Source organism: Nitriliruptor alkaliphilus DSM 45188 (assembly GCF_000969705.1).
Taxonomy (GTDB): domain Bacteria; phylum Actinomycetota; class Nitriliruptoria; order Nitriliruptorales; family Nitriliruptoraceae; genus Nitriliruptor; species Nitriliruptor alkaliphilus.
In genome coordinates, this window is sequence record NZ_KQ033901.1 from 3,274,825 (window position 1) to 3,296,364 (window position 21,540).

The 21,540-nt window shown below is 70.9% G+C and carries 15 protein-coding genes; 6 read left to right on the forward strand and 9 right to left on the reverse strand.

Annotated features, from left to right (window positions below):
• Positions 1 to 56: 56 nt before the first annotated feature.
• The 6 genes from NITAL_RS15245 to NITAL_RS15270 form a co-directional block, all read right to left on the reverse strand.
• Complete coding sequence (locus tag NITAL_RS15245; RefSeq protein ID WP_052667101.1) at positions 57 to 1,058, reverse strand: glycosyltransferase family 2 protein; 1,002 nt, start codon at positions 1,056 to 1,058, stop codon at positions 57 to 59.
• Positions 1,059 to 1,072: 14 nt separating this feature from the next.
• Positions 1,073 to 1,987 carry a phosphotransferase gene (locus NITAL_RS15250; RefSeq protein ID WP_052667102.1) on the reverse strand — a complete coding sequence of 305 codons (915 nt, stop codon included), beginning with the start codon at positions 1,985 to 1,987 and terminating at the stop codon, positions 1,073 to 1,075.
• A gap of 272 nt (positions 1,988 to 2,259) precedes the next feature.
• Entirely contained in the window at positions 2,260 to 4,050 is a 1,791-nt protein-coding gene (locus NITAL_RS15255; RefSeq protein WP_052667103.1) for an ABC transporter ATP-binding protein, read from the reverse strand.
• Positions 4,051 to 4,118: 68 nt separating this feature from the next.
• Positions 4,119 to 5,294, reverse strand: coding sequence for a glycosyltransferase (locus NITAL_RS15260; RefSeq protein ID WP_052667104.1), 1,176 nt, complete (start codon positions 5,292 to 5,294; stop codon positions 4,119 to 4,121).
• Positions 5,294 to 6,136, reverse strand: a complete 843-nt coding sequence (locus NITAL_RS15265; RefSeq protein WP_052667105.1) for a glycosyltransferase family 2 protein — start codon at positions 6,134 to 6,136, stop codon at positions 5,294 to 5,296. The genes NITAL_RS15260 and NITAL_RS15265 overlap by 1 nt, the downstream gene beginning before the upstream one ends.
• Positions 6,133 to 7,425 (reverse strand): hypothetical protein, encoded by a 1,293-nt coding sequence (locus tag NITAL_RS15270; RefSeq protein WP_157041866.1) that lies wholly within the window; start codon positions 7,423 to 7,425, stop codon positions 6,133 to 6,135. The genes NITAL_RS15265 and NITAL_RS15270 overlap by 4 nt, the downstream gene beginning before the upstream one ends.
• A 432-nt stretch (positions 7,426 to 7,857) precedes the next feature.
• On the opposite strand from NITAL_RS15270, the gene NITAL_RS15275 reads away from it, so the two are divergent.
• The 3 genes from NITAL_RS15275 (at position 7,858) to NITAL_RS15285 (ending at position 12,612) form a co-directional block, all read left to right on the forward strand.
• The gene (locus tag NITAL_RS15275) at positions 7,858 to 10,068 is read left to right on the forward strand and encodes an S-layer homology domain-containing protein (RefSeq protein WP_052667107.1); all 2,211 of its coding nucleotides are present in this window, start codon (positions 7,858 to 7,860) and stop codon (positions 10,066 to 10,068) included.
• Positions 10,069 to 10,299: 231 nt separating this feature from the next.
• Complete coding sequence (locus NITAL_RS15280; protein ID WP_169786856.1) at positions 10,300 to 11,463, forward strand: glycosyltransferase family 4 protein; 1,164 nt, start codon at positions 10,300 to 10,302, stop codon at positions 11,461 to 11,463.
• A gap of 39 nt (positions 11,464 to 11,502) precedes the next feature.
• Positions 11,503 to 12,612 (forward strand): glycosyltransferase, encoded by a 1,110-nt coding sequence (locus NITAL_RS15285; protein ID WP_052667109.1) that lies wholly within the window; start codon positions 11,503 to 11,505, stop codon positions 12,610 to 12,612.
• Positions 12,613 to 12,644: 32 nt separating this feature from the next.
• Here NITAL_RS15285 and NITAL_RS15290 read toward each other — a convergent pair whose 3' ends face one another.
• The 3 genes from NITAL_RS15290 to NITAL_RS15300 all read right to left on the reverse strand — a co-directional run bounded on the left by NITAL_RS15290 (position 12,645) and on the right by NITAL_RS15300 (position 15,902).
• Entirely contained in the window at positions 12,645 to 14,192 is a 1,548-nt protein-coding gene (locus NITAL_RS15290; protein ID WP_052667110.1) for a lipopolysaccharide biosynthesis protein, read from the reverse strand.
• On the reverse strand, positions 14,185 to 15,030 hold the full coding sequence (locus NITAL_RS15295; protein WP_052667111.1) for a WecB/TagA/CpsF family glycosyltransferase: 846 nt from the start codon (positions 15,028 to 15,030) through the stop codon (positions 14,185 to 14,187). The genes NITAL_RS15290 and NITAL_RS15295 overlap by 8 nt, the downstream gene beginning before the upstream one ends.
• A 98-nt stretch (positions 15,031 to 15,128) precedes the next feature.
• Positions 15,129 to 15,902 carry a Crp/Fnr family transcriptional regulator gene (locus tag NITAL_RS15300; RefSeq protein WP_052667112.1) on the reverse strand — a complete coding sequence of 258 codons (774 nt, stop codon included), beginning with the start codon at positions 15,900 to 15,902 and terminating at the stop codon, positions 15,129 to 15,131.
• Between the two features lie 608 nt (positions 15,903 to 16,510).
• On the opposite strand from NITAL_RS15300, the gene NITAL_RS15305 reads away from it, so the two are divergent.
• From NITAL_RS15305 to NITAL_RS15315, 3 genes are all read left to right on the forward strand, one after another.
• Positions 16,511 to 17,665: a hypothetical protein gene (locus tag NITAL_RS15305; RefSeq protein ID WP_211262437.1), complete on the forward strand. Its 1,155-nt coding sequence runs from the start codon at positions 16,511 to 16,513 to the stop codon at positions 17,663 to 17,665.
• 76 nt (positions 17,666 to 17,741) lie between these two features.
• A complete protein-coding gene (locus tag NITAL_RS15310; protein WP_211262438.1) occupies positions 17,742 to 19,370 on the forward strand; it encodes an acyl-CoA carboxylase subunit beta in 1,629 nt (542 codons plus the stop codon).
• Positions 19,367 to 21,523 carry an ATP-binding protein gene (locus NITAL_RS15315; RefSeq protein WP_211262439.1) on the forward strand — a complete coding sequence of 719 codons (2,157 nt, stop codon included), beginning with the start codon at positions 19,367 to 19,369 and terminating at the stop codon, positions 21,521 to 21,523. The genes NITAL_RS15310 and NITAL_RS15315 overlap by 4 nt, the downstream gene beginning before the upstream one ends.
• Positions 21,524 to 21,540: the final 17 nt, after the last annotated feature.

The following is a 21,540-nucleotide window of genomic DNA, read 5'->3' on the forward strand; positions in this document are numbered from 1 at the left end:
CCAACATCTCGACGTACCCCCGGTATAGGCTCTGGCTGCGCGGTCGGGATGACATCTCAGCGCCGCGAACGGCCCGTCAGACGGGCCTCCAAAGGGGTCCGGAGTGTCGCCTTGAGCACGGTCTTCGCTTCGCTCGATCGCCACGCGAGTCGCCACGCGTCGAGCGCTTCCCGACGACGCCCGGCCCGAACGAGATCGTACGCGGCATCGATCGCCCAGCCGGCGTAGATGCCTCTGGCCTTCCGGAGCGCCGCCTCGGCTCGAACCGGCTCCAGGTACGTGGCGAGGTACGACGCCACGACCTCGGTGTCGATGAGCATGTCGTGGGCCAGCCTCGCGGTCCCCTGGGCGACCCCGGTCAGCGAGCCGGGTCTGTCCACCCGGTAGACGGCCAGCGGTGACGGGTCGTACCAGACTGGGAAGCGCGTCGCGATCCGGACCCACATCTCCCAGTCTTCGGCACGGAGCATCTCGTGGAACCCGCCGACGGCCTCGTAGGTCGAGCGGCGCACCACCATGCCTGGCGTCGTGGTGCGTTGCTCGGAGGCGATCTTCGCCAGCCAGTCATCGATGACACCCGGCGTCGAGCGCTCGACTCGGGAGAACGACCTCCAGTGGCCGTCAGCATCCGCGTAGATGCTGCGGGTGAAGGCGGCACCGATGTCCCGGTGCTCGCGCAGCGGAGGTTCGAGGCGCGCGTAGAACCCGGGTCGGACGCTGTCGTCGTCGTGGAGGATGTGGACGACGTGCCCTCGTGCCCGCCGGATGCAGGTGTTGAAGTTCGCGCCATGTCCGACGTTCTGGGGTTGGCGGTGGAACCCCACGCGGTCCCCACCGACACGCCTGACGAGCCGCTCGGGATCACCCTGTGTCGAACAGTCGTCGACCACCTCGATCTGCATCGCGTCCGGGCCGGGATCCTGCTCGAGCACGCTGGCGACCGCGTCGGCCACGTGGGGGTCGCCGTTGTACGTCGGGATCATGACCGACCAGAACGGACGGATGTCGGCGTCGATGGGCGCGATCCGTGGGGCCGCGGGTGACGCCGATGTGGACATGGGGGCCTCTGCCGTCAGGTCTGCGGTGCTCCGCTGGATTTGTCGTCACCTGCTGAGGAGCGGACGTCGACGTGCGCGTCGAGCGCCGTCCAGCCGCGGGCGATGTGCCGTTCGAACCGGTCCCGGTCGGTGACGCCGTGCTTCGTGGCTGCCGTGTAGCAGCGCATCAGCAGTGTGGTGACCAACAGCGTCGTGACGTCCTCCGGCGGGCTCGCGGCCGCGTCGCACAGGGCGGAGATCGCCGGATCGAGTCGGCCGTCGAGGCACGCTTCGAGCAGGTCGTGACCTCGACCGTCCGAGGCCTCGCGGAGGATCAGCCAGAGGGGGTCGTAGAAGAAGGGCAGGTGGCGCGCCCACTCGAAGTCGATCAGGACCGGCTCACCGTCGCGGATCATCACGTTGTCAGCCGTCAGGTCGGCGTGGCACGGCACCAGGGGCCAGGCCGCCGCGCGCTGCAGGAGATGAGGTGCCATCGTCTCGAGCCAGGCAGCGAGCCTCGGCGGAAGCGCTGCCGTGCTCGCCTCCGCGAGGGTGGCAGCGAGGAGGGAGCTGGCGGAGCCGGAGCGCTCGGCGCGTGCCAGATCGGTGTACCCAGCCAGCAGCGTCACGATCGCGTCGAGCCGGCGGTCCGGTTCATCGACGTCGGCGAGCGTGGCCCCCTCGATGAGCTCCTCGACGAAGTACCTGCCGCTGGCGTGCACCTCGAACGACGCGATGCGTACGTGGGGCGCCATCCGCGTCGGCACGTCGATGCGGGCGGCGGCGACCGGACCGCGCGGGATGCGCAGGACCCGCTGTCGCTCCAGATCGAACAGGACGGTCTCCGGGGTGTACGAGCTGGGCAGACGGATGGAGTACCGGCCGACGTGGTCGAGATCCGTGCCGGTACCTGGCCGTTGGCGACGGATCCAGACCAGCGAGAGCAGCACGCGAACGACGTGCTTCGTGAGACCTCGGATGCCGGTGGCGCGGGAGCCGATGCCCGCTCGCTTCGACCGTGCGAGGTGCTCCGGCGGGTTTCCCCTCCAGTGGTGAGCCATCTTCGGGTTCGCTGTCACCCACAACCCAGGGCGTAGCAGCCGCGCGTCGCGCTTCAGGTCAGCCCGGTGTTCCCGCTGTGCGCGCAACGCGATGGCGAGCGAACGCTCGCCGCCCGACCGATGGCCTCGCCGTGCGTCCGTCTCCGACCGTGCCGACGCGCTCATACCGCGCTATCCGACCAGCGGGCGAGCCTGCGGAAGGTCTCGCTGCGGTGGGTGAGCTCGTCGAACCGTCCGATGTCCACGATCCGTCCCTCGTGCATGAGGACGATGCGGTCGTAGCTCTGCACGGTCGACAGCCGGTGGGCCACGGTGACCAGCGTGTGGTCCACGCGGAGCTGTGCGAGCGCCTCGGTCAGCGCTGCTTCCGTGAGGTTGTCCAACGCCGAGGTGCCCTCGTCGAAGACGAGGACGGCGGGTCGGCGGTACAGGGCCCGTGCGATCGCCACACGCTGCCGCTGGCCGCCGGAGACGCGGACGCCGCGTTCTCCGACCTCGGTGTCGAGTCCGTCGGGGAGGGAGGCGACGAAGTCCTCGAGCTGCGCCAGCCGGACGGCTTCCAGGACCTGCGATTCGTCGATGTCATGGTCTGCCACACCGAGCGCGATGTTGCGTCGCAGCGTGTCGTCGAGCAGGAAGACCTGCTGCGAGACGAGGCCGATGTTGCGCTGCCAGGCGGGCTCGTTGCCTGCCAGGTCCACACCGTCGATGGTGACGGTTCCGGTCGTGGGGCTCGACAACCCCACGATGAGGTCGACCAGGGTGCTCTTGCCGGCGCCTGTCGCGCCGACGATGCCGATGGACTCGCCGCGCTCGACCACCAGATCGATATCGTGGAGCGTCGACCGATCGGTGCCCTCGTAGCGGAACTCGATCCCGGTCAGGCGCAGCTCCCGTTCGAAGGGGAGCGGCGTCACATCGGGAGGCGGGGGTGGGATCGGGAGCGTCAGGTCCGCTTGCACGTCGTCGAGGGCGGCACGGCCGAACCGCATCGCGTTCAAGCTGCTGACGACGTGGTTGAGCGCCGGCATGATCCGCAGCGCTGCGTAGGCGAACAGCCCGAGCACCGGCAGCGACCGCACCGAACCGTCACCGAGCAGCGCCGAGAGCGCGACGAACCCGGCGATGAAGCAGATGACCGCTGCCTCGATCGAGACCCTCGGGAACGAGCTCAGGACCGCGCGACGGAAACGAGTCATCGCGATGGTCGCCCGCGCGTCGCGGAAGGCCTCGAGGAAGAAGTCCTGACGACCCAGGACGGTGATGTCGCGGTAGCCGTGGAGCGACTGCTGTAGCGCCTGGTAGCTGCGTTTGCCCTCGCGCTGGCTGATGCGTCCGAGCCGCTTGGTGCGCGGCTGGACGACGCGGAGTGTGACGAGCACGAGCGGCAGCAGCAGTGCGGAGGCGAGCAACGTCGCCAGTGGCGCTGTCGCGACCAGGACGGCCACCATCGCGACGATGGTCAGGCCATGGGTGATGATGCGGACGACGGGCGTCAGGACCGACCCGAGGATCTCGGTGATCGAGTCGTTCGCGTTCCGGATCAGCTCCGCCGAGTTGCGCCGGAGGTGGAAGGAGTACGGCAGACGCAGGTACCGCTGCAGCAGGCGGACCGAGATGTCCACACCCGTCAGTTGGGTCGTCCGCGTCTCGTAGTAGCGCTGTCCGAGGACGATGACGGCGCGCACGAGGAAGAACGCCGCCACGCCGATCGCCGAGACGAGGACGAGCTGGTCGTGCGGCATGTCCGGGAGCCAGCGGCTGACGTCGCCGAGGACGGGCACCTCCAGGTTGCTCGACGGGTCGGTCGTCAGGCTGACGAGCCCGAACACGAGGATCGCCCCGGTCGCCTCCATCCCGCTGACGACGATCGCCAGGACGATGACGCCCACCCAACGCGCGCGTCTCCCCGGCTCGATGAGCATCAGGTACGGCTGCAGCCAGCGCGTCATGCGTCCTCCGGGTGCGCCCCATCCCCGGTGGATCGGCACCCTGGACGAGTGTGCCAGTCGGGAGCGCATCAGGCGCGTCCGTCGGAGGCGACGGCGTGTTCGATCGCATCTCGGTAGGCATCCTCGAGCGTCCGAAGGCCGACATCGTGCGTGTAGCGCTCCTCGAAGCAGCGGCGCGTGTGCGCTGCGTACCCGTCGACGAACCGATCGTCCTCGAGCCGAGCCAGTCGTCCTACGAGCGCGTCGACGTCACCCGCCGGGAAGAGCAGTTCGTCGGCACCCGGTGCGAACAGTCCGGCCATGGCGCCGAGGTCGGACAGCACGACGGGTAGACCGGCCGCAGCCGCCTCGAGCGCGACCAAGCCCTGCCCCTCGAACCAGATCGAGGGCAGCACCAGCGCCCGTGCGGTCAGCAGGAGGGACGTCACCTCCTCCAGCGGGAGCGACCCAACGACCCTGACCCGGGCGGACGCCTCGCGACGGACCTGGGCCTCCAGCGGTCCGGTCCCGACGATCACCAGGCGGAGCTGGCTGGGGGAGCGCCGCCAGGCATCGAGGAGGGTACGGATGCCCTTCTCCTCGGTGAGCCGGCCGAGGAAGACCACGGTGCGTGACGCGGAGGGCGGCTCAGGCCGCGTCCCCGGATCGTCGACGGAGTTGGACTTCACGGCGATGCGTGCCGCAGGGAGCCCGCCGGCGATGAACTCCTGGCGGCCGAACTCGGTCAGCGCGAGGAACCGGTCGACGTCGCGATGCCAGGTTCCACGCCGGGCGTGCAACGCGATCGTGGCGGCGGCGACGGCAGACTGTGCGCGTGACCCTCGGTAGCACGCGTGCCGGACGCCGTGCCAGGGGTGGGTGCCGACACAGTCCTCGCAGGTGGCGCCGTCCCGGAACAGGGTCGCCGCGGCGCACACGAGCCGGTAGTTGTGCAACGTCATGACCACGGGGATGCCGAGGCGGCGGAGGGGCGCCAGCACGGCTGGCGACATCGCGAACCAGGTGTTGTGGACGTGGGCGACGTCCGGCTGGAGGCGTGCCGCGACGCGTGACGCCGCCTGCGCCCGTGCCGGGTTCCACGGCGCCGCTGCCAGCGAGAGGCCCGTGCGCACTCCCTCCGGGTTGGCGCTCTGGTAGGTGATGACCTCGTGGCCCGCGTCCCGCAGCAGTCGGGCCTCGGTCGCGACGACGCGGTCCTCCCCGCCGGCCTGGCGGTAGGCGGTGTGCAGCTGCAGGATCCGCATCAGCGGCTCCGGGCCCACCGCGCGAACTGCCGCAGGTAGGGGCTGACGGCGTACATCGGCCACAGCGGACCAGCCCACCGCCGGGCGAAGGTGAACCACTCTGCTGGCGGCAGCCCGCCCGTCGGGCTGGTCGCACGGCGCCGGTGCTCGTCGAAGGAGGCGGCCGGCCGCACCGTCGGGTTCCGGGCACACGTGCCGATGGTGCCGGGCGTGATCCACACCTCACCACGGGCTCGCGTCGCGCGGTGGCCGTAGTCGTAGTCACCCATCCCGTGGGTGTACGCCGCGGCGAGGTTCCCGATCCGGGCCACGATCTCGCGCGGGACGAGGACGCAGTTGCCGTTCATCGTCTCGACCTGCTGCGGGCGGTCGCTCGGCTCGACCCGCTCGTAGTGCAGCGGCCGCCGGCGATCGGGGCGGATCACCCCGCCGTAGGTGAGGTCTGCGGTCTCGGGGTCGCGCGTGCTGCCGACGACGATGCAGGGCTCGGATCTGCTCCGCTGCAGCTCCTCGTGCGTGCAGAGGAGGGTCGCGGTGGCGTCGTGGTCGAGCTCCACGTCGTCGTTGAGCCACAGGTACAGGTCCGGATCGGTCCCGTAGGCGTGTGCGAGCGCGACCCGCATCCCCCCGTTCCAGAAGAGGTCGTCGCCGCGCCTCAGAACGGTGACGTCGGGGAACCGCTCGGCCACGATGTCGGCTGTTCCGTCCGTGCTCGCGGCGTCGACGAGAACGACCTGGAGGGATGCGGCGGTGCTGTCCGCCTGGCGACGGAGCGATTCGAGGCACCCGACGGTGCGGTCCGCCCGGTTGTGGCAGGTCAGCAGCACGGCGACCCGGGTCACGCCGCGACCTCGGTCCGGTGCGGGACCGGCCGGGCACCGGCGGTGTCACCGGACGCCACCGCGCAGCCGAGACCGAGGAGCATCGCCTGGGACATGTCCGGCGCGTACGTCACGTAGAAGACCAGCTGGACCGCGATCATGACGTGAAGCACCGTGGGGGTCAGCAGCCCGGCGCCCACGGACCCGGAACGGCTCACGGCGCTGGTCCCGCGGAGCGCGATGGCGTAGATGAGCACCAGGAGGAGGAGGCCCGCCACACCGACGCGCAGGACCGCCTCGACGTAGTAGTTGTGTGGCGAGATGTGGCCGCTGACCGTCCGGCCGTTCGGGAGGGTCCGCTCGTACCCGCTGCCGAAGGGCTTGCCGGCGACCACCTCCTCCACGCCCTCCGGACCGGTGTCGGTCAGGAGCGCCCGCCAGCCTTCGAGCCGCCACTCGAAGGTCGCCGTCGACTGCGCCGACGTGGCCAGCTGATCGGTGAGCTGGATCTCGGCGTCGTCGAAGAGCGCGAAGGCCAGAGCGGTGAACAGGACGATCACGGACAGCAACAGCGTGACGGCACGCCTGGCGATCGCTCGTTCCCGCCGGCAGAGCAGGAGCGCGCCGACGGCCGTCACGACCCAGACCGTCCGGTGCTGCAGGACCACGATGAGCACGAGGAGGCCGGGCGCGAGGTAGCGGCGCCAGCCAGCGGTGCGGTCCACGATGAACGGGAACGAGAGCATGGCCGCCTGGCTGATGATGAGCGTCATCGCGGCGGGTAGCACGCGGAGGTCGTCGTCGCGTCCGAAGAAGCCACCGGACAGGCCGGCGGTGTTCCCGACCCACCGGATCAGGGCGATCACCGCCAGCATCACGGCAGCCGCCAGCCACAGCCGACCGATGCGGTCGAGGAGTTCGCGGCGCGGCTCGACCGTCGCGAAGTACAGGGCGCTGCCCGTGAACCAGAGGAACTGTCGCGCCTCGTTGACCGCGGCGGGGATGCCGAAGGGACCGGTCCCGCGGACGAGCGCCCAGATGGTGAGCAGGCCGATGGTGATCAGCAGCCGCTGAGTCGTGGTGGAGCGATCCATGCGCAGGAGGCGTGCGACCGCTGCTGCGAACAGCACGACGAAGACCAGATCGGTCGCCTGGATCCGGACGGGGCCGGCCGCGACCCCCATGTCGACGAAGCCCGTCTCCCTGAGCAGCAGGAGGCCGAGGACGAGGCTGGCCCCGACGTCGCTACGGCGGATGGTGACCTCGAGCAGCGCCAGACCGGCTACGGCGCCTACGCCGAGGACTCCCACCATCTCCACCGTGCCCCTCGCGGTCAGCGCCCACCGGAGGTGACCGACCCGAGGTTGCGACCACGAGGCGGACCACCCATCGCTCGAACATACGCCGCCCGTCACGCTGCTGCAGCCGACAGCATCGAAGGTCGCGCGGTCACCACCGTGCGCGGGAGCGGCCTGAAACGAGCGCCCCTCGCTCGGCGCCCGCGCGGCACGACATCGATCCGTCGTGCGCGTGCCGTCCTGTCGGGCCGCCGGTTAGTTCCCGACCGCCGCAGCGGTAGCACGTCTGTGCTGTCTTCGGTCCGCCGGTCGGCCGCCGGTCGCACACGCGCGGGCCGGTCGGACGTCAACGACGCTCCTCGCACGTCGTTGCGAACGCCCGTGGCTCCGGTGCCTCCCGAACGGGACCTCAAGGCTCGTGCGGCCCCTGTCGATTCGCCGAGCATGGATACCTCACCGCTCTCGACCACCTTCCGTCGCAGCCTCGCTGCCCTCCTCGCCGTGCTGCTCGTGGCCGCGTGGATCCACCCACCCGACGCTGCGCACGCCGCCGGATCCGACGAGAGTCCTCGGTTCACGGACGTCTCGCCGAGCTCGCCACACGCGCCGGCCATCGAGCAGATGGCACGCGCCGAGATCACCCTCGGGTGCGCGCCGGCGCGCTTCTGCCCCAACGAGGCGGTCACCCGCGCCCAGATGGCGTCGCTGGTAGCACGCACCTTCGGCCTGACCGCCGATGGGCGAGCCCGCTTCGCCGACGTGAGTCCGACATCGCCGCACCACGACGGCATCGCCGCACTGGCCGCCCGCGGGATCGTGCGAGGTTGCTCCTCGACGGCCTACTGCCCGGGCCAGGCGGTGACGCGTGCACAGATGGCCACGGTCGTCGCCCGGACGCTCGGCCTCGAGCCGACCGGGTCGCACCCGGGCTTCCACGACGTGAAGGGGGGCGTGCACGAACCCTCGATCCGCGCGCTGGCGGACGCTGGCATCACGCTCGGGTGCGGGGACGGCCTGTTCTGCGGCGAGGCTCCGGTGTCCCGCGCCCAGTTCGCGTCGCTGCTGTTCCGGGCCGCCGAGGACCTCGTCACGGCAGCGTCGAGGGAGAACGGCAAGGGTGGCGGCAAGGGGTTGACCAGGCCAGGCAAGGACACCACCACTGAACCGGACCCTGAGCCGGTCACGGACCCTGAGCCGGTCACGGACCCTGAGCCGGTCACGGACCCTGAGCCGGTCACGGACCCTGAGCCGGTCACGGACCCCGTGGCTGATTCGGGGCAGCGGATGCTCTTCTCCGATGATGACCTCGTGCGCCTGCAGTCGGCGATGACCGGAGCTGGGGCGTTCTACAAGACCGGCGATGCGGGACACGGCGGCATCTACTCGCCGGGCGATGGCGCACGCTCCGTGTCGCTCGCGAACGCGTTCCTCGCCGACCCGCAGGCGTCGTACTGGATCCAGCCCTCGCTTCCGTACAGCTCCGGGGATCCCTGGCCGAACAGCATGACGTACGCCCGTCCGATGCATGCTGCCTGGGTCTACATGACCCAGCCCGAGCACCCGAAGCGTGACCTCCTGAAGCACGAAGTGAAGACGCTGCTGCTGCACCACGCGACCCACTCGTCGCACGACTACGCCAACGCCACCAACTACCCGGTCAACTACCCGGGCTCCACTCCCTCACCGATGTTCAACACCGCGCATTGGATGACCCGCCTGATCAAGGCGCGGGACATGCTGGGTCGCGACGCGTTCACCACGGCCGAGAACGCGACCTTGGACCGCTGGTTCTACGACTACGCCAACTGGTCCTACAAGTGGCTCCACCTCGAATCGCTCGGGAAGGTCCTTCCAGGTCGTGAGCAGGGGGACTACACGAAGATCAACGTGTCCGCCAACGCAGATCGCAAGAGCTACGACGGGGGCCCGCTGATCGGGTCGCTCGCCAGGTACTACAACAACCGGAACTCGGGTGTGGCCTCGGCGGCGAGTCTCGCGGCGAACTACCTGAAAGCTCACGGCTACGTCGCACCCACGTCGGGCGGTCCCAACTACGGGCGGTTCACCGTCGATCAACTGCTGCTGCACAGCCGGCGGTTCGTGGAGGAGACGATCCGGTTCTCGGTGTTCCCGCAAGGCATCCAGGGCGACTTCGAGCGCGGTGATCGCACCAAGTACACCAACGCATCGCCCCAGACCGGCTGGCTGTACTCGGCCAACGTGCTCGCGAACCTCGTCGAGATGACCGAGTACCACGCCAAGCGGGGTGACCTGAGCCTGTGGAACTACGGAACCACCGCCGGCTTCGACGGCACCGCAGGTGTTCCGGTCACGGGCGGGTTCACCCAGAAGAACGTGCACTTCTTCGCGTGGTCGATGAGCCGCTACGTCAGCGACGGGTGGGGAAGGACCAACGACGGCCAGCCCCTGGCCCTCCCGCACTTCTACCACGACGTGATCCCGGCGGCGACGGTGGCCAGGTTCTCGCCCACCGACGCGCTCATCCGGGACGCGTGGCGCCGGAGCGGGTCTGGTTTCCCGACGTACCCACAGTCGCCCCAGAGTCAAGGGATGTGGCATGCCCACACCGGTGAAGGCGCCAAGGCGATCGGCCTCCTCGAACAGGCTGGTGGGGCCGCGCACACTGGCAAGTGATGCACACCTGAGGCGACGTGCCCGGTAGCTGGCCACGGTGCTCCCACCGAACCGATGGGTTCGGCGGCGGGCACCGTGGCCAGCAGCATGTCGTCTGGCAGCCGCCGACCCGGCGAAACGTGCGTCGGAGCGATCAGCGGCCTCGGTCGCGCGACGCGGGTAGGTTCGCTGGGCCGGGAGGATCCGGAGGCATCCAGGGTCCGCGGTGACCCGGGGGATGAGGTCGTCAGCTTGCACATCGCGATCGCGGCACCGCTCGATGCGCGTCGTTTGGCCGAGGAACTTGTGCTGGTGCCCGGGGACGGGGCGATGGTGCCCCAGGGCCATGGAGGGCACTCCGTCACGGAGTTGGTGCTTGCGCTGGCGCCGCTCGTCGACGGTCTGGACCTGGTGACGCTGGATCCAAGGCTCGACCACCCCGTCGACCTCCACGGCGACGGTGTCCGGCTGGCGGTCGGTCCGTCCAGGGATCGCGGCCGAGGCCGGGACCTGTTCGCTGTGGAGCGGTCCTTCATCGAAGGGCAGTTGCGTTCGTGGCGCCCAGACGCGGTGAGCGCGCACTGGACCTACGAGTACGCGCTCGGCGCGCTCGATGCCGGGCTCCCGACGCTCGTCACGGTTCGTGACTGGGCACCCACGATCCTCTGGCACGCCCGCGACGCCTACCGAGCGGCGCGACTCCTCATGCAGGGGATGGTCTTCGCTCGCGGGAGGCACTTCGCGGCTGTGTCCCCGTACATGGCCGGGAAGGTTCACCGCATCACCCGTCGATCGGTTGCGGTGTTGCCGAACGCGGTTGGACCGATGTGGCTGGATGCCCCGGCCCCGCAGCCGATCGGCGTCCAGGTCGTGGCGGTCAACGCCGGTTTCGGTCGTCGGAAGAACGTCACGCGGCTCCTCGCCGCCTGGCCATCTGTGCGCGAACAGCAGGATGACGCCGAGCTCGTACTCGTCGGCCAAGGCTACGAGGTGAACGGCGTTGCGTACGAGTGGGCACGACGGCGCGGGCTCACCGAGGCCGTCCGTTTCCACGGTCCCATCGACCGTGCGGAGCTACCTGGCCTGATCGCTTCGGCCCGTCTCCTGGTCCATCCCTCCCTCGAGGAGTCCTTCGGGATGGTCATCCTCGAAGCCATGGCGCTGGGTCTCCCGGTACTGGGCGGCCGCCGCAGCGGCGCCGTCCCGTGGCTGCTGGAGGATGAAGCGGGCGTCCTCGTGGACGTCCGAAGTCCCGCGGCGATCGCAGACGGCATCTCGCGGCTTCTCGGCGACAAGTCGTTCGCGCTCCAGACAGCGGCACGAGGGCAACAGCGTGCACGCGAACGGTTCAGCTCAGACGCGGCTGCTCGCGCGTACGTGGACGTGCTGACCCGCGTCGGATCGGGTGGACGGTGATGGCTCGTGGCTCGGGCTGTGACAGGTGAGGACGCCGTTGTGAAGATCTTGCACGTCCTCAACGAGATCCGTCCATCGGGTGCCGAGACGATGCTGCGTATCGCCGCCGAGCCGTGGAAGGAGCGCGGGCTCGATCTCGAGGTCCTCTCGGTCGGCAACGATGTAGGCCCGTACGCCCCGACGCTCGCGCGAGCCGGGTACCGCATCCACCACATCCCCCTGTACCCCGTTGGACACTTCGTGTCAGCCTACGTCAGACTGCAGCGGACCGGCAGGTACGACGTCGTCCACGTGCATCCTGAGCGTGCGAACTTCCTGCTTGCCGCCGTACCACGTGTCATCAGCCGTGCCGGCGTCATCCGGACCATCCACACCGTTTTCGCCTTCGAGGGACGCCTCCGCCTCGAACGGCGACTCCAGCGGGCGCTCCTGCGGAGCACCGGTGTCGTCCACGTGGCGATCGGTGCCTCCGTCGAGTCGTCTGAGCGCAGGCGGTTCGGTAACCGCACCGTCCGAGTCGTGAACACCTTCGACGAGGCGAGGTTCCGCCCGGCGACGGCCATGGAGCGGCGTCGAGCTCGGTCCCAGCTCGACCTGCGAGACGAGGACTTCGTCGTCGTCGTCCTCGGCAACTGTGCGCAGGTGAAGAACCACGCGGCGCTCATCGAGGCACTGGCGATGCCTGCTGCCCCCGCAGCGACGTTGCTCCACGTCGGGATCGAGCGAGAGGCCGAGACGGGCGAGCGTGAACTCGTCGACCGACACGGGTTGAGCGGCCAGGTGGAGTTCCTCGGCTTCGTCGATGACGTACCGGCCATCCTCCAAGCCGCCGATTGCTTCGCCATGCCGTCACACCATGAGGGGTTCCCGGTGGCAGCGCTGGAGGCGCTGGGTTGTGGCATCCCGTCGGTGCTCGCCGACGTGCCCGGTCTCCGTGACCTCCGCCCGCACCTGCCGTTCGCATGGTGGGTGGCGCCGCATCCCGAACCGATTGCCGGCGCGCTCGCGGAGGTTGCCCGGATGGATGGTGGGTCGCGCCAGCACTGGGTGGATCGAGCGGCGGCGATGGTGCGCGATCAGTTCGGTGTCGAGGCGTACGTGGATGCCTACAGGCAGCTGTACCGCGAGGTGGCGCGACGCGGTGGCTGACGACGGGGCCGCATCCGTCATGTGCCGTCAGCTCAGCCCGTCGGCGGTCTGACCAGACGGCCGATGGTCCGCCAGATCACGCCGCCCTGCGCATCGAGCACGCCTGCGGCAGCGAGGCGATCCGCGAGTTCGCCACGGAGGGGCCGGAGCGGGCCGACGCTGAACATCAGGCCGAGCGTGATGGCACCAGTCGCGACCTCGGCTACTAGCACGACCGCGACGGGAGCACCCGTGAACCGAAGGAGCACCATCCGGCCGACTGCTATCGCTGCGCTTACGACGGCTGCGGCCACGAGCGCACGACCGTAGGGCCGGAACAACGCACCAAGCCTCGTTTCGAGCGTGCGTGAGATGAGCGCGACGTAGCCGATGTGAGAGACCAAGGCCGTGGTTGCCAGGGCGGCGCCGTAGCCGGAGAGAGGGCCGCCGCGCGCGAGGAGGAGCAGCGCAGCGAGCGTCAAGGCAGAGCCGGCGGCGATGAGCATCTTGGCGTTGAGCGCCGCCTGCGCCTCCGCGACCACGCCGGCGAAGTGACCGACCAGGGAGATGCTGCTGGCCAGCAGCAGCCACGGCATGACCTCGATCGCGCCGGTCCATCGTGGGCCGAGCAGCACGAGGACGATCTCCCGGGCGGCGACGGCCATGCCGAGGTTCATCGGGAGGACGATGGCAGCGGTCACCCCGACCGCGCTCAGGTAGGCATCGCGCAGCCGGGCGTGCTCGTGCTGGATCGAGGAGAACGATGGGAAAAGCACCTGCGACAACCCGTGCGCCAGGTGGTAAGCGGGGAGATCCGCTATCAGGTTCGCACGGTTGTAGAAGCCGAGCTGGGTAGCTCCCGCGAACCGGCCGACCGCGAGGGTGTCCAGGTTGGATCGGAGGAACTCGAAGAATCCGATGACCGAGATCCGAGCGCCGAAGCCGAGTATCACCCGGTAGGGCTGAGCGGTCAGAGCCGGCAGCACCGGATGCCTCACCATCGCGTACCCACCAACCGTGTTGACGGCCGTTTGCGCCAAGTGGGCGAAGACCAGGGAGTACACGCCGGCGCCAGAGAACGCGAGTGCGAGCCCGACGCCCGCGTAGCCAACGAGGTAGGACACGATGCCGACGAGGGTGAGCGCCTTGAACCTGAGGTGGCGCCGGAGCAGAGCGGTAGCAGGGGCCCCCAGACCGCTGAGCGCGAGGCCTACCGCCATCCAGCGCAGGACGGGGACGAGCGCCGGGTCTTGGGCGATCGTGCCCGCCAGTGGCGCGAGGAACAGGGCGACAACGGCGAACCCTGTGCCGAGTCCCGCACTCAGCGTGAAGCCGGCGCGGATGTCGACAGCGGAGAGGGTCGCCTTCTGGACGAGCGCCTGAGTGACGCCAGCCCGCGCGAAGTAGTTGACGAAGCGGAGGAAGAGGCCGGCCAGGGCGACGAGGCCGAAGGCCGCTGGGCTCAGTAACCGGGCGAGGACGGCGGTCATCCCGAACTGGAAGACCACGCTGACGGCCGAACCGAGGTAGGTCCATTGGAGGCCGGCGAGGGTCTGCCGCGTGAGGTCGGACGTCGAACGAGCTGGCGGCAGTTCAGCCACGGTGGCGGTTCCGCATGCCGTAGCGGATGGTCTCGACGGCCACGAGCGCCACGAACGCCGGGTTGTTGAACAGGTACCGCCGCCAGAGGCGGCGGGGTTCTCTCCAGAGGCGGTAGGCCCACTCCAGACCACGCTCTTGGAGCCAGTCTGGCGCCTGGGGCACGGTGCCGCTGAGCAGGTCGAACGCGGCCCCGACCCCCAGCAGCGTGACGCCCGGCAGACGGTCGCGCACGCGATGCATCCACAGTTCCTGTTTCGGCATGCCGAGGCCGACCCAGACCAGGTTGGCTCCCGAGGCGCGGATGTGCTCGACGATGGCGTCGTCCTCGGCCGCCGTCAGCGGCCGGTACGGCGGCGCGTGCCGCCCCACGATACGGACACCGGGGGCCTGCCGCTCGGCGTACGTCGTGAGGAGGTCGAGGGTGTGGTCGTTGGCTCCGAAGAGGAAGTGTCGCCACCCCCGCGGGACACCGCTGGCGAGCGCGAGCTCCATGAGGTCGGGCCCGTAGACGCGTGACTGCTCGCGGTGGCCCCGCTGACGGAGGACCCAGACGAGCGGCATCCCGTCCGGGTTGGTGAGATCGGCGGCGGCGAGGGCACGGTGGACGGCTGCGTCGTGTCTGGCCGTCATGACCGAGTGAACGTTGCAGAAGGTGAGGATCTGCGCGCGGTCGAGCGGGGCGTGCTCGATGGCCGTCAGGACCCGCGCGTAGGAGGACGGTGAGATGCCGGTCCCCAGGATGTCGACCCGACGGCCGGGCGCGGGTCCGCGACCATCGTCAGCCGCCCGATCGTCAGCTGCGGCGTCATCGCGCTCGCTGTCACCGGTCCCTGCCACCGACGTCCCCTCCCGCTCGCGACCCCATCCTGCGGGTACCCCGATGATGCCAGGGAACCGTCCGCCCGTGTCGTACGCGTCGCTCGCACGAGGCCGGCTCAGCCGATGGCGCGCATCAGGGCGGCCACGGTGCGGTCCGGGCCTCCATCGTGGCGTCGTCGCAGTGCCGGCAGGTCCTCGACGATCAGCTCGCGTCGACCGGTGGTCACGATGCCGGCGACCCGCAGGTCGTGCAGCGCCTTCGCGGCCGACTCCCGCGAGGTCCGCGCCCACGACGCGAGCTCCTCCTGCGTCAGGGCGAGGGTGACCAGGATCCGGGCGCCGTCGCGCTCACCGAACCGGTCGGCCAGCTCGAGGAGGCGGTGCTCGATGCGGTAGCTGGCGGACCTGCTGGCGAACCTCGCCTCCTCGACCCGCAGCGCAGCCAGCTCGTTGGCGATGACGGCGACGGCAGCCCGGGTGACCGAAGGCAGGAGTGCCACCAGGTCGCGGACGTGGCCACCCGGCAGGACGAGCGCGTCCACCTGGTCGACCGCGACCAGCTCGTCACCGGCTTCCGGGTGGCCGAGCGCCACCGTCAGCCCGTGCACGTCACCGGGCCCGCGCAGCGAGTGGATGGTGTGTTCGCCGTCGATCGTGGAGGTCCTCGCGGCCGCGACCCCGTGCAGGATCACCGTCACCGCGTCGTCGGTGCGCGCAGCGAGCCGGTCACCCCGCCGTCCGGTGAGCCCGTGCGAGCCCTCGATGAGGGTGACGAGATCATCCGGCGGCAGCGCACCGAGCAGCAGCGAGCTGCGGGTGGTGCCGTGCGCGACGCCCGGCCCGCCTCGCCGCGGCGCTCGTCGTCGATGTGCTGCACCTGGCGTCCCCACGGCCACCCTTCCTGCCCGGGCCCCACCGGGCCCCACCGGCCCCACCGGCCCCACCGGCCCCACGGTGCCCACGCACAGCCGACGTACGAACGTCGAACCTCCCACGGCGAGCCCGGGTTGACCAGCACGCGCGCAGCTCCGCCGCCACCTGACCTGCGCGGCGCACGTCACATCAGCGCACGGTGACATCGGCGTGTCGGACCGTGAGCGGAGGGGGACGGTGACCGGAGGGCGTCCGCGAGATGGGGGCCCGCGGACGCCCGGTCGCGAGGACCCGAAGGCCTGCTCGCGACGGTGGTGCCACCGCGGATCGGCCACGTCGGTCGCAGACGCCGCCTGATCCGCGCCGAAAGGTTGGCGTACCGTGGCGCACCGGTCCACGTCGAGCGACTCGATGGGACTGCGTCCTTCCGAACGCTGGCCACGTGGGGTGAGGGCCGGAGTACCGAGCGTGTGTCACGTGCCGTCGCTCGTCCCGGCTGGCCGGACCCGGCCACCCCTGGCGCCCGCTCCGCGATCGACGGCTCCCGGGGTCGAAGCACGGCCGGTCGTACCGACGTCTCCGCGGCCGGCTCCCTACCCTCGCGAGCGGGAGCGAGGACGTGATCGTGGGTTCGCCGGTGGCCGAGGGGGCGACCGCGCGGTGGTGGCCGAGGTTCCGGCGGATCGATCGGATCGGTCTCGCCCTGGTCCTCGGGCTCGCCGCGTGGGTGTGGTGGGCGTCGCGGGTCCAGGACGCCGACGGCGGGCCGCTGGTCAGCCTGGTGCTCGCGGTCGCGATCGTCGCGACTCTGGCGAGGTGGGCGGCGTTCTTCCACGGCACGGGTGCGCCGGCGCTGATCGTCGCCGGCGTCGTGGTGTACGCCCTGGTGGCGGGTGATGACCTGGTGCAGGGCATCGGGCCCGGAGGATCCACCGAGGCCGCAGGAGCGCTGCTCGCCACCGGCACCGGGGCGGCGGCCGTGGTGGTCCTCCGTGCCCGCCCGATCTGGGCGCGGCTGGCCTTCGGGGCGATGGCCCTGCTGCTCGCTTGGCTGACGTGGCGCTCGGGGTCGCTCGCTGCGACCGCGATCGCCGCGGTGGTGCTGCTGTCGACGATCGCTCTGCTCGCGCTCCCGATGCAGGAGCGCCGCTGGGTCATCGTCTGGCCGGGGCTGGCCGCGGTCGTCCTCCTGCTCGGGACGGTCACCTACGCCTCCCTGCCACTGCCCGACGACCTGTTGTTCGGTGGTCCCGGGGCCGAACGGGTCGAGCCGTGGCGCGCGGCGCTGGACGCGGTCACCGAGTCGCCGCGGTACGGCACGGGGCACCTGACCGACGATCCAGCGGTGGCCGTCCGCACCGACGCGCCTGGCTGGGCACGCCACGATCCGCTCCAGTTCACCGCCGCGACGGGGCTGGTCGGCGGACTGCTCCTCCTCGCCGTGCTGTGGTGGTCGCTGGCCTGGGTCGCGCGACCGAGAGGTGGCCCCGGCTCGATCGTGGCCGGCGTCGTGATCGCCGGATCGATCGCCCATGCCTGCCTCGAGCCCATCTGGCACGTGCCCGCCGTCCCGCTCACGCTCGCGGCACTGGCGGGCACCGCATCGATGCGCGGCGGCGATGCGAGCTGGCGCCTCGACGCCCTCGGCGTGCGCTTCCTCCGTTGGGTCCACCGGGGCGACCGGCTGGAACCTCGAGGGGAGCCTCAGGGTGAACCTCAGGTCGAGGTCGAGCCTCGCGACCTCCCGGATGCCCAGCGGGAGCCCACCGCGCGCGACTGACCACCGGAGGCGTCCGCTCGCTCGGAACGATTCGTGCGCTATCGTTCCGAGCGACGTCGAGGAGCGAGGGTCCGAGGTGGGAGCGCGACAGGCAGCGGCCCCAGCGGTCACCGACGTGCTCGCGAGCCGTTTCGACCCGACCGCCGAGCACGCCCAGCGCAACCGTGCGGCCAACCTCGAACTGCTCGCACGCCTCGACGAGGCCTTCGCCGAGGCCCGGGCGGGTGGCGGCCCGGCGAAGGTCGACCGGCACCGTGGCCGCGGCAAGCTGCTGCTGCGCGAACGGCTCGCGCTGCTCCTCGACCCCGGCAGCCCGTTCCTCGAGATCCAGCCGCTGATCGGACACGGTTCGGACTTCCACCCCGGGGGTTCGGCCGTCTCGGGCATCGGCCGGGTCGCGGGCGTCGAGTGCTACGTCGGCGGGGCCGACCCCACCGTCAAGGGCGGCGCGTCCAACCCCTACTCGCTCACCAAGGCCCTCCGCGGCCTGCAGATCGCGCGCGAGAACCGGCTACCGGTGATCAACCTCACCGAGTCGGCGGGCGCGGACCTGCGCACCCAGAAGGACATCTTCGTCCGGGGCGGCCGCACCTTCCACGACCTGACGGCGCTGTCGAAGGCCGGTGTGCCGACGATCTCGGTGGTGTTCGGGTCGTCCACGGCCGGTGGCGCGTACGTGCCCGGCATGTCCGACTACACCGTGCTGATCCGCGAACGCTCCAAGGTGTTCCTCGGCGGCCCACCGCTGGTGAAGATGGCCACCGGCGAGGAAGCCGACGAGGAGGACCTCGGTGGCGCCGACATGCACGCCCGTACCTCCGGCCTCGGCGACTACCTCGCTGACGACGAACTCGACGCCATCCGGGCCACCCGGCAGATCGTCGCGCGCCTGCGGTGGCGCAAGCTCGGCCCCGGCCCCACCGAGCCGGCCGACCCACCCGTGCACGATCCCGAGGACCTCCTCGGCATCGCGTCGGTCGATCTGCGCGAACCGTTCGACGCCCGCGAGGTCCTCGCCCGGGTCCTCGACGGGTCACGGTTCGAGGAGTTCAAGGCGCTCTACGGCACCAACCTCGTGACCGGCTGGGGATCGATCCACGGCTTCCCCGTCGGCGTGCTGGCCAACAACGGGGTGCTGTTCAGCCAGGAGGCCGAGAAGGGCGCGCAGTTCATCCAGCTCGCCAACCGGATGAGCGTGCCGATCGTGTTCTGCCAGAACATCACCGGGTTCATGGTCGGCACCAGCTACGAGCAGGGCGGCATCATCAAGGACGGCGCGAAGCTGATCAACGCGGTCACCAACTCCGAGGTGCCCCACCTGACCCTGATGATGGGCGCCTCCTACGGGGCCGGGAACTACGGCATGTGCGGCCGTGCCTACGACCCGAGGTTCCTGTTCGCCTGGCCGAACCACCACATCGCCGTGATGGGGCCGCAGCAGCTGGCCGGCGTCCTGTCCATCGTGGCCCGGTCGGCGGCCGAGAACCGGGGTGAGGTCTACGACGACGAGCAGGACGCGGCCATCCGCCAGATGGTCGAGACCCAGATCGAGGCCGAATCCAACGCGCTGTTCTCCACCGGGCAGGGGTGGGACGACGGCGTGATCGACCCGCGTGACACCCGGCACGTGCTCGGGCTGGCGCTGTCGGCCGTGCACACGGGCGAGGTGGCCGGTGCGACCGGCTACGGGGTGTTCCGCATGTGAGCGCCGCCGACCCGCGCCCCACGACCGGCGGCCCACTGCCGCGCAAGGTCCTGATCGCCAACCGCGGCGAGATCGCCGTCCGCATCGCGCGGACCTGCCGCGCGATGGGCGTCGCGACCGTCGCGGTGTTCTCCGACATCGACACCGGTGCGCTGCACGTCCACGTCTGCGACGAGGCGGTGCGGCTCGGCGGTGCCACCCCGGCCGAGTCCTACCTCCGGGTCGACGCGCTGGTCGAGGCAGCCCGGCGGACCGGCGCCGACGCGGTGCACCCCGGCTACGGCTTCCTCGCCGAGCACGCGGGCTTCGCCCGTGCGGTCCAGGACGCGGGCTTGACCTGGATCGGGCCGACGCCCGAGGCCATCGCTGCGATGGGTGACAAGCTCGAGGCCAAGCGGCGGATGGCTGCGGCCGGCGTCCCGCTCGTGCCGGGCGCCGAGCTGCCGAACGGCGAGCTACCCGACGCCCAGCTCGCGAGGCTGGCCGAGGAGGTCGGGTTCCCGCTGATGGTCAAGGCGGCGGCCGGTGGGGGCGGCAAGGGCATGCGTGTCGTCGAAGGTCCCGCGGACCTCGTCGACGCGGTGGCAGCCGCGCGCCGGGAGGCCGAGGGCGCCTTCGGGGACGGGACGGTCTTCCTGGAACGGTTCGTGGCCCGGCCCCGGCACGTGGAGGTCCAGGTCCTCGGTGACGTGCACGGGACGGTCGTGCACGCCTTCGAACGCGAGTGCTCCATCCAGCGTCGCCACCAGAAGGTCGTCGAGGAGACCCCGTCGCCTGGTATCGACGACGAGGTGCGTGCCGCCCTCTGCGCCGCGGCCGTCCAGGCCGCCGCGGCCATCGGGTACGTCAACGCCGGCACCGTCGAGTTCATCGCCGACGAGACCAAGCTCGCCGCCCGCCGTGCCGGTGAGCCCGTCGAACCCCGCGACTGCTTCGCGTTCCTCGAGGTCAACACCCGGTTGCAGGTCGAGCACCCGGTGACCGAGGAGGTCGTGCACGTCCACGACACCGCGACCGGCGCGCTGACCCCGCTCGATCTGGTGCGGTGCCAGCTCCTGATCGCTGCCGGCGCTGCGCTCCCGTTCGCTCAGGACGACCTCCGGCAGGTCGGACACGCCATCGAGGTGCGTCTCTACGCCGAGGACCCCGCCAGCGGGTACCTGCCGGCGAGCGGGACCCTGCACGCCTTCGATCCGGCCGACGGTGAGGGCGTGCGGTGGGACGCCGGCGTGGTCGAGGGCGACACCGTGTCGGTGCACTACGACCCGATGCTCGCCAAAGTCGTGGCGTCCGCGCCCACACGGGCCGAGGCTGCGGGCCGGCTGGCACGCGCCCTGGACGACACGGTCCTGCTCGGCGCGACCACCAACCGCGACCTGCTCGTCGACGTGCTGCGTGACCCGACGTTCCTCGCCGGGGACACGACCACCGCCTACCTCGATGAGCGCTACGCCGACGACGAGGCCCGCCGGTTCCCCCCGACCGCCGAGGCGACGCAGCTGGCGTCCATCGCCGCGCTCCTCACGACGGTGGACGACCAGCGTGCCGGGCAGCTCGCGGTCCAGGGCGCTGCGGCGCTCCCGGGCGTGCCGCCCGGGTTCACCAACGCGGCGGCGTTCGACCCCGAGGTGACCGTCGCGGTCGAGGGTGACGTGCGACGGCTGCGCTACCGGGCGCTCCGCGACGGCCGCACCGCGGTCTGGACCCTCGACGACGACGGGAAGGCCGGCGCTGAGGTCACCGCGAGCGTGCACGGCCGACGCGGCGAGGAGCTCGACCTCGAGGTCGACGGGCACCGCAGCCGGGTCCGCGTGACCACTCGGGGCGCCACCCACGCGGTCCGGACCCCCGCGGGACGGGTCACCGTCCACCAGCTGCCACGGTTCCCCGAGGTCGCCGACGAGGCCGTCGCCGGCGCGACCCTCGCCCCGATGCCGGGGGCGGTGGTGACCGTCGCCGTCGCCGTGGGGGACCGGGTCGACGCCGGCGCCCTGCTGTGCACGGTCGAGGCCATGAAGATGGAGCACCGCGTGACCGCACCTGTCACCGGGACGGTCGAGGAGGTCCGGGTCGCTGCCGGACAGCAGGTCGATGCCGACGAGATCCTCGTCGTCGTCACGCCCGACGAGCCCGAGGCGCCCCAGGCGTCGTGAGCCCCGAGGAGCCGGTC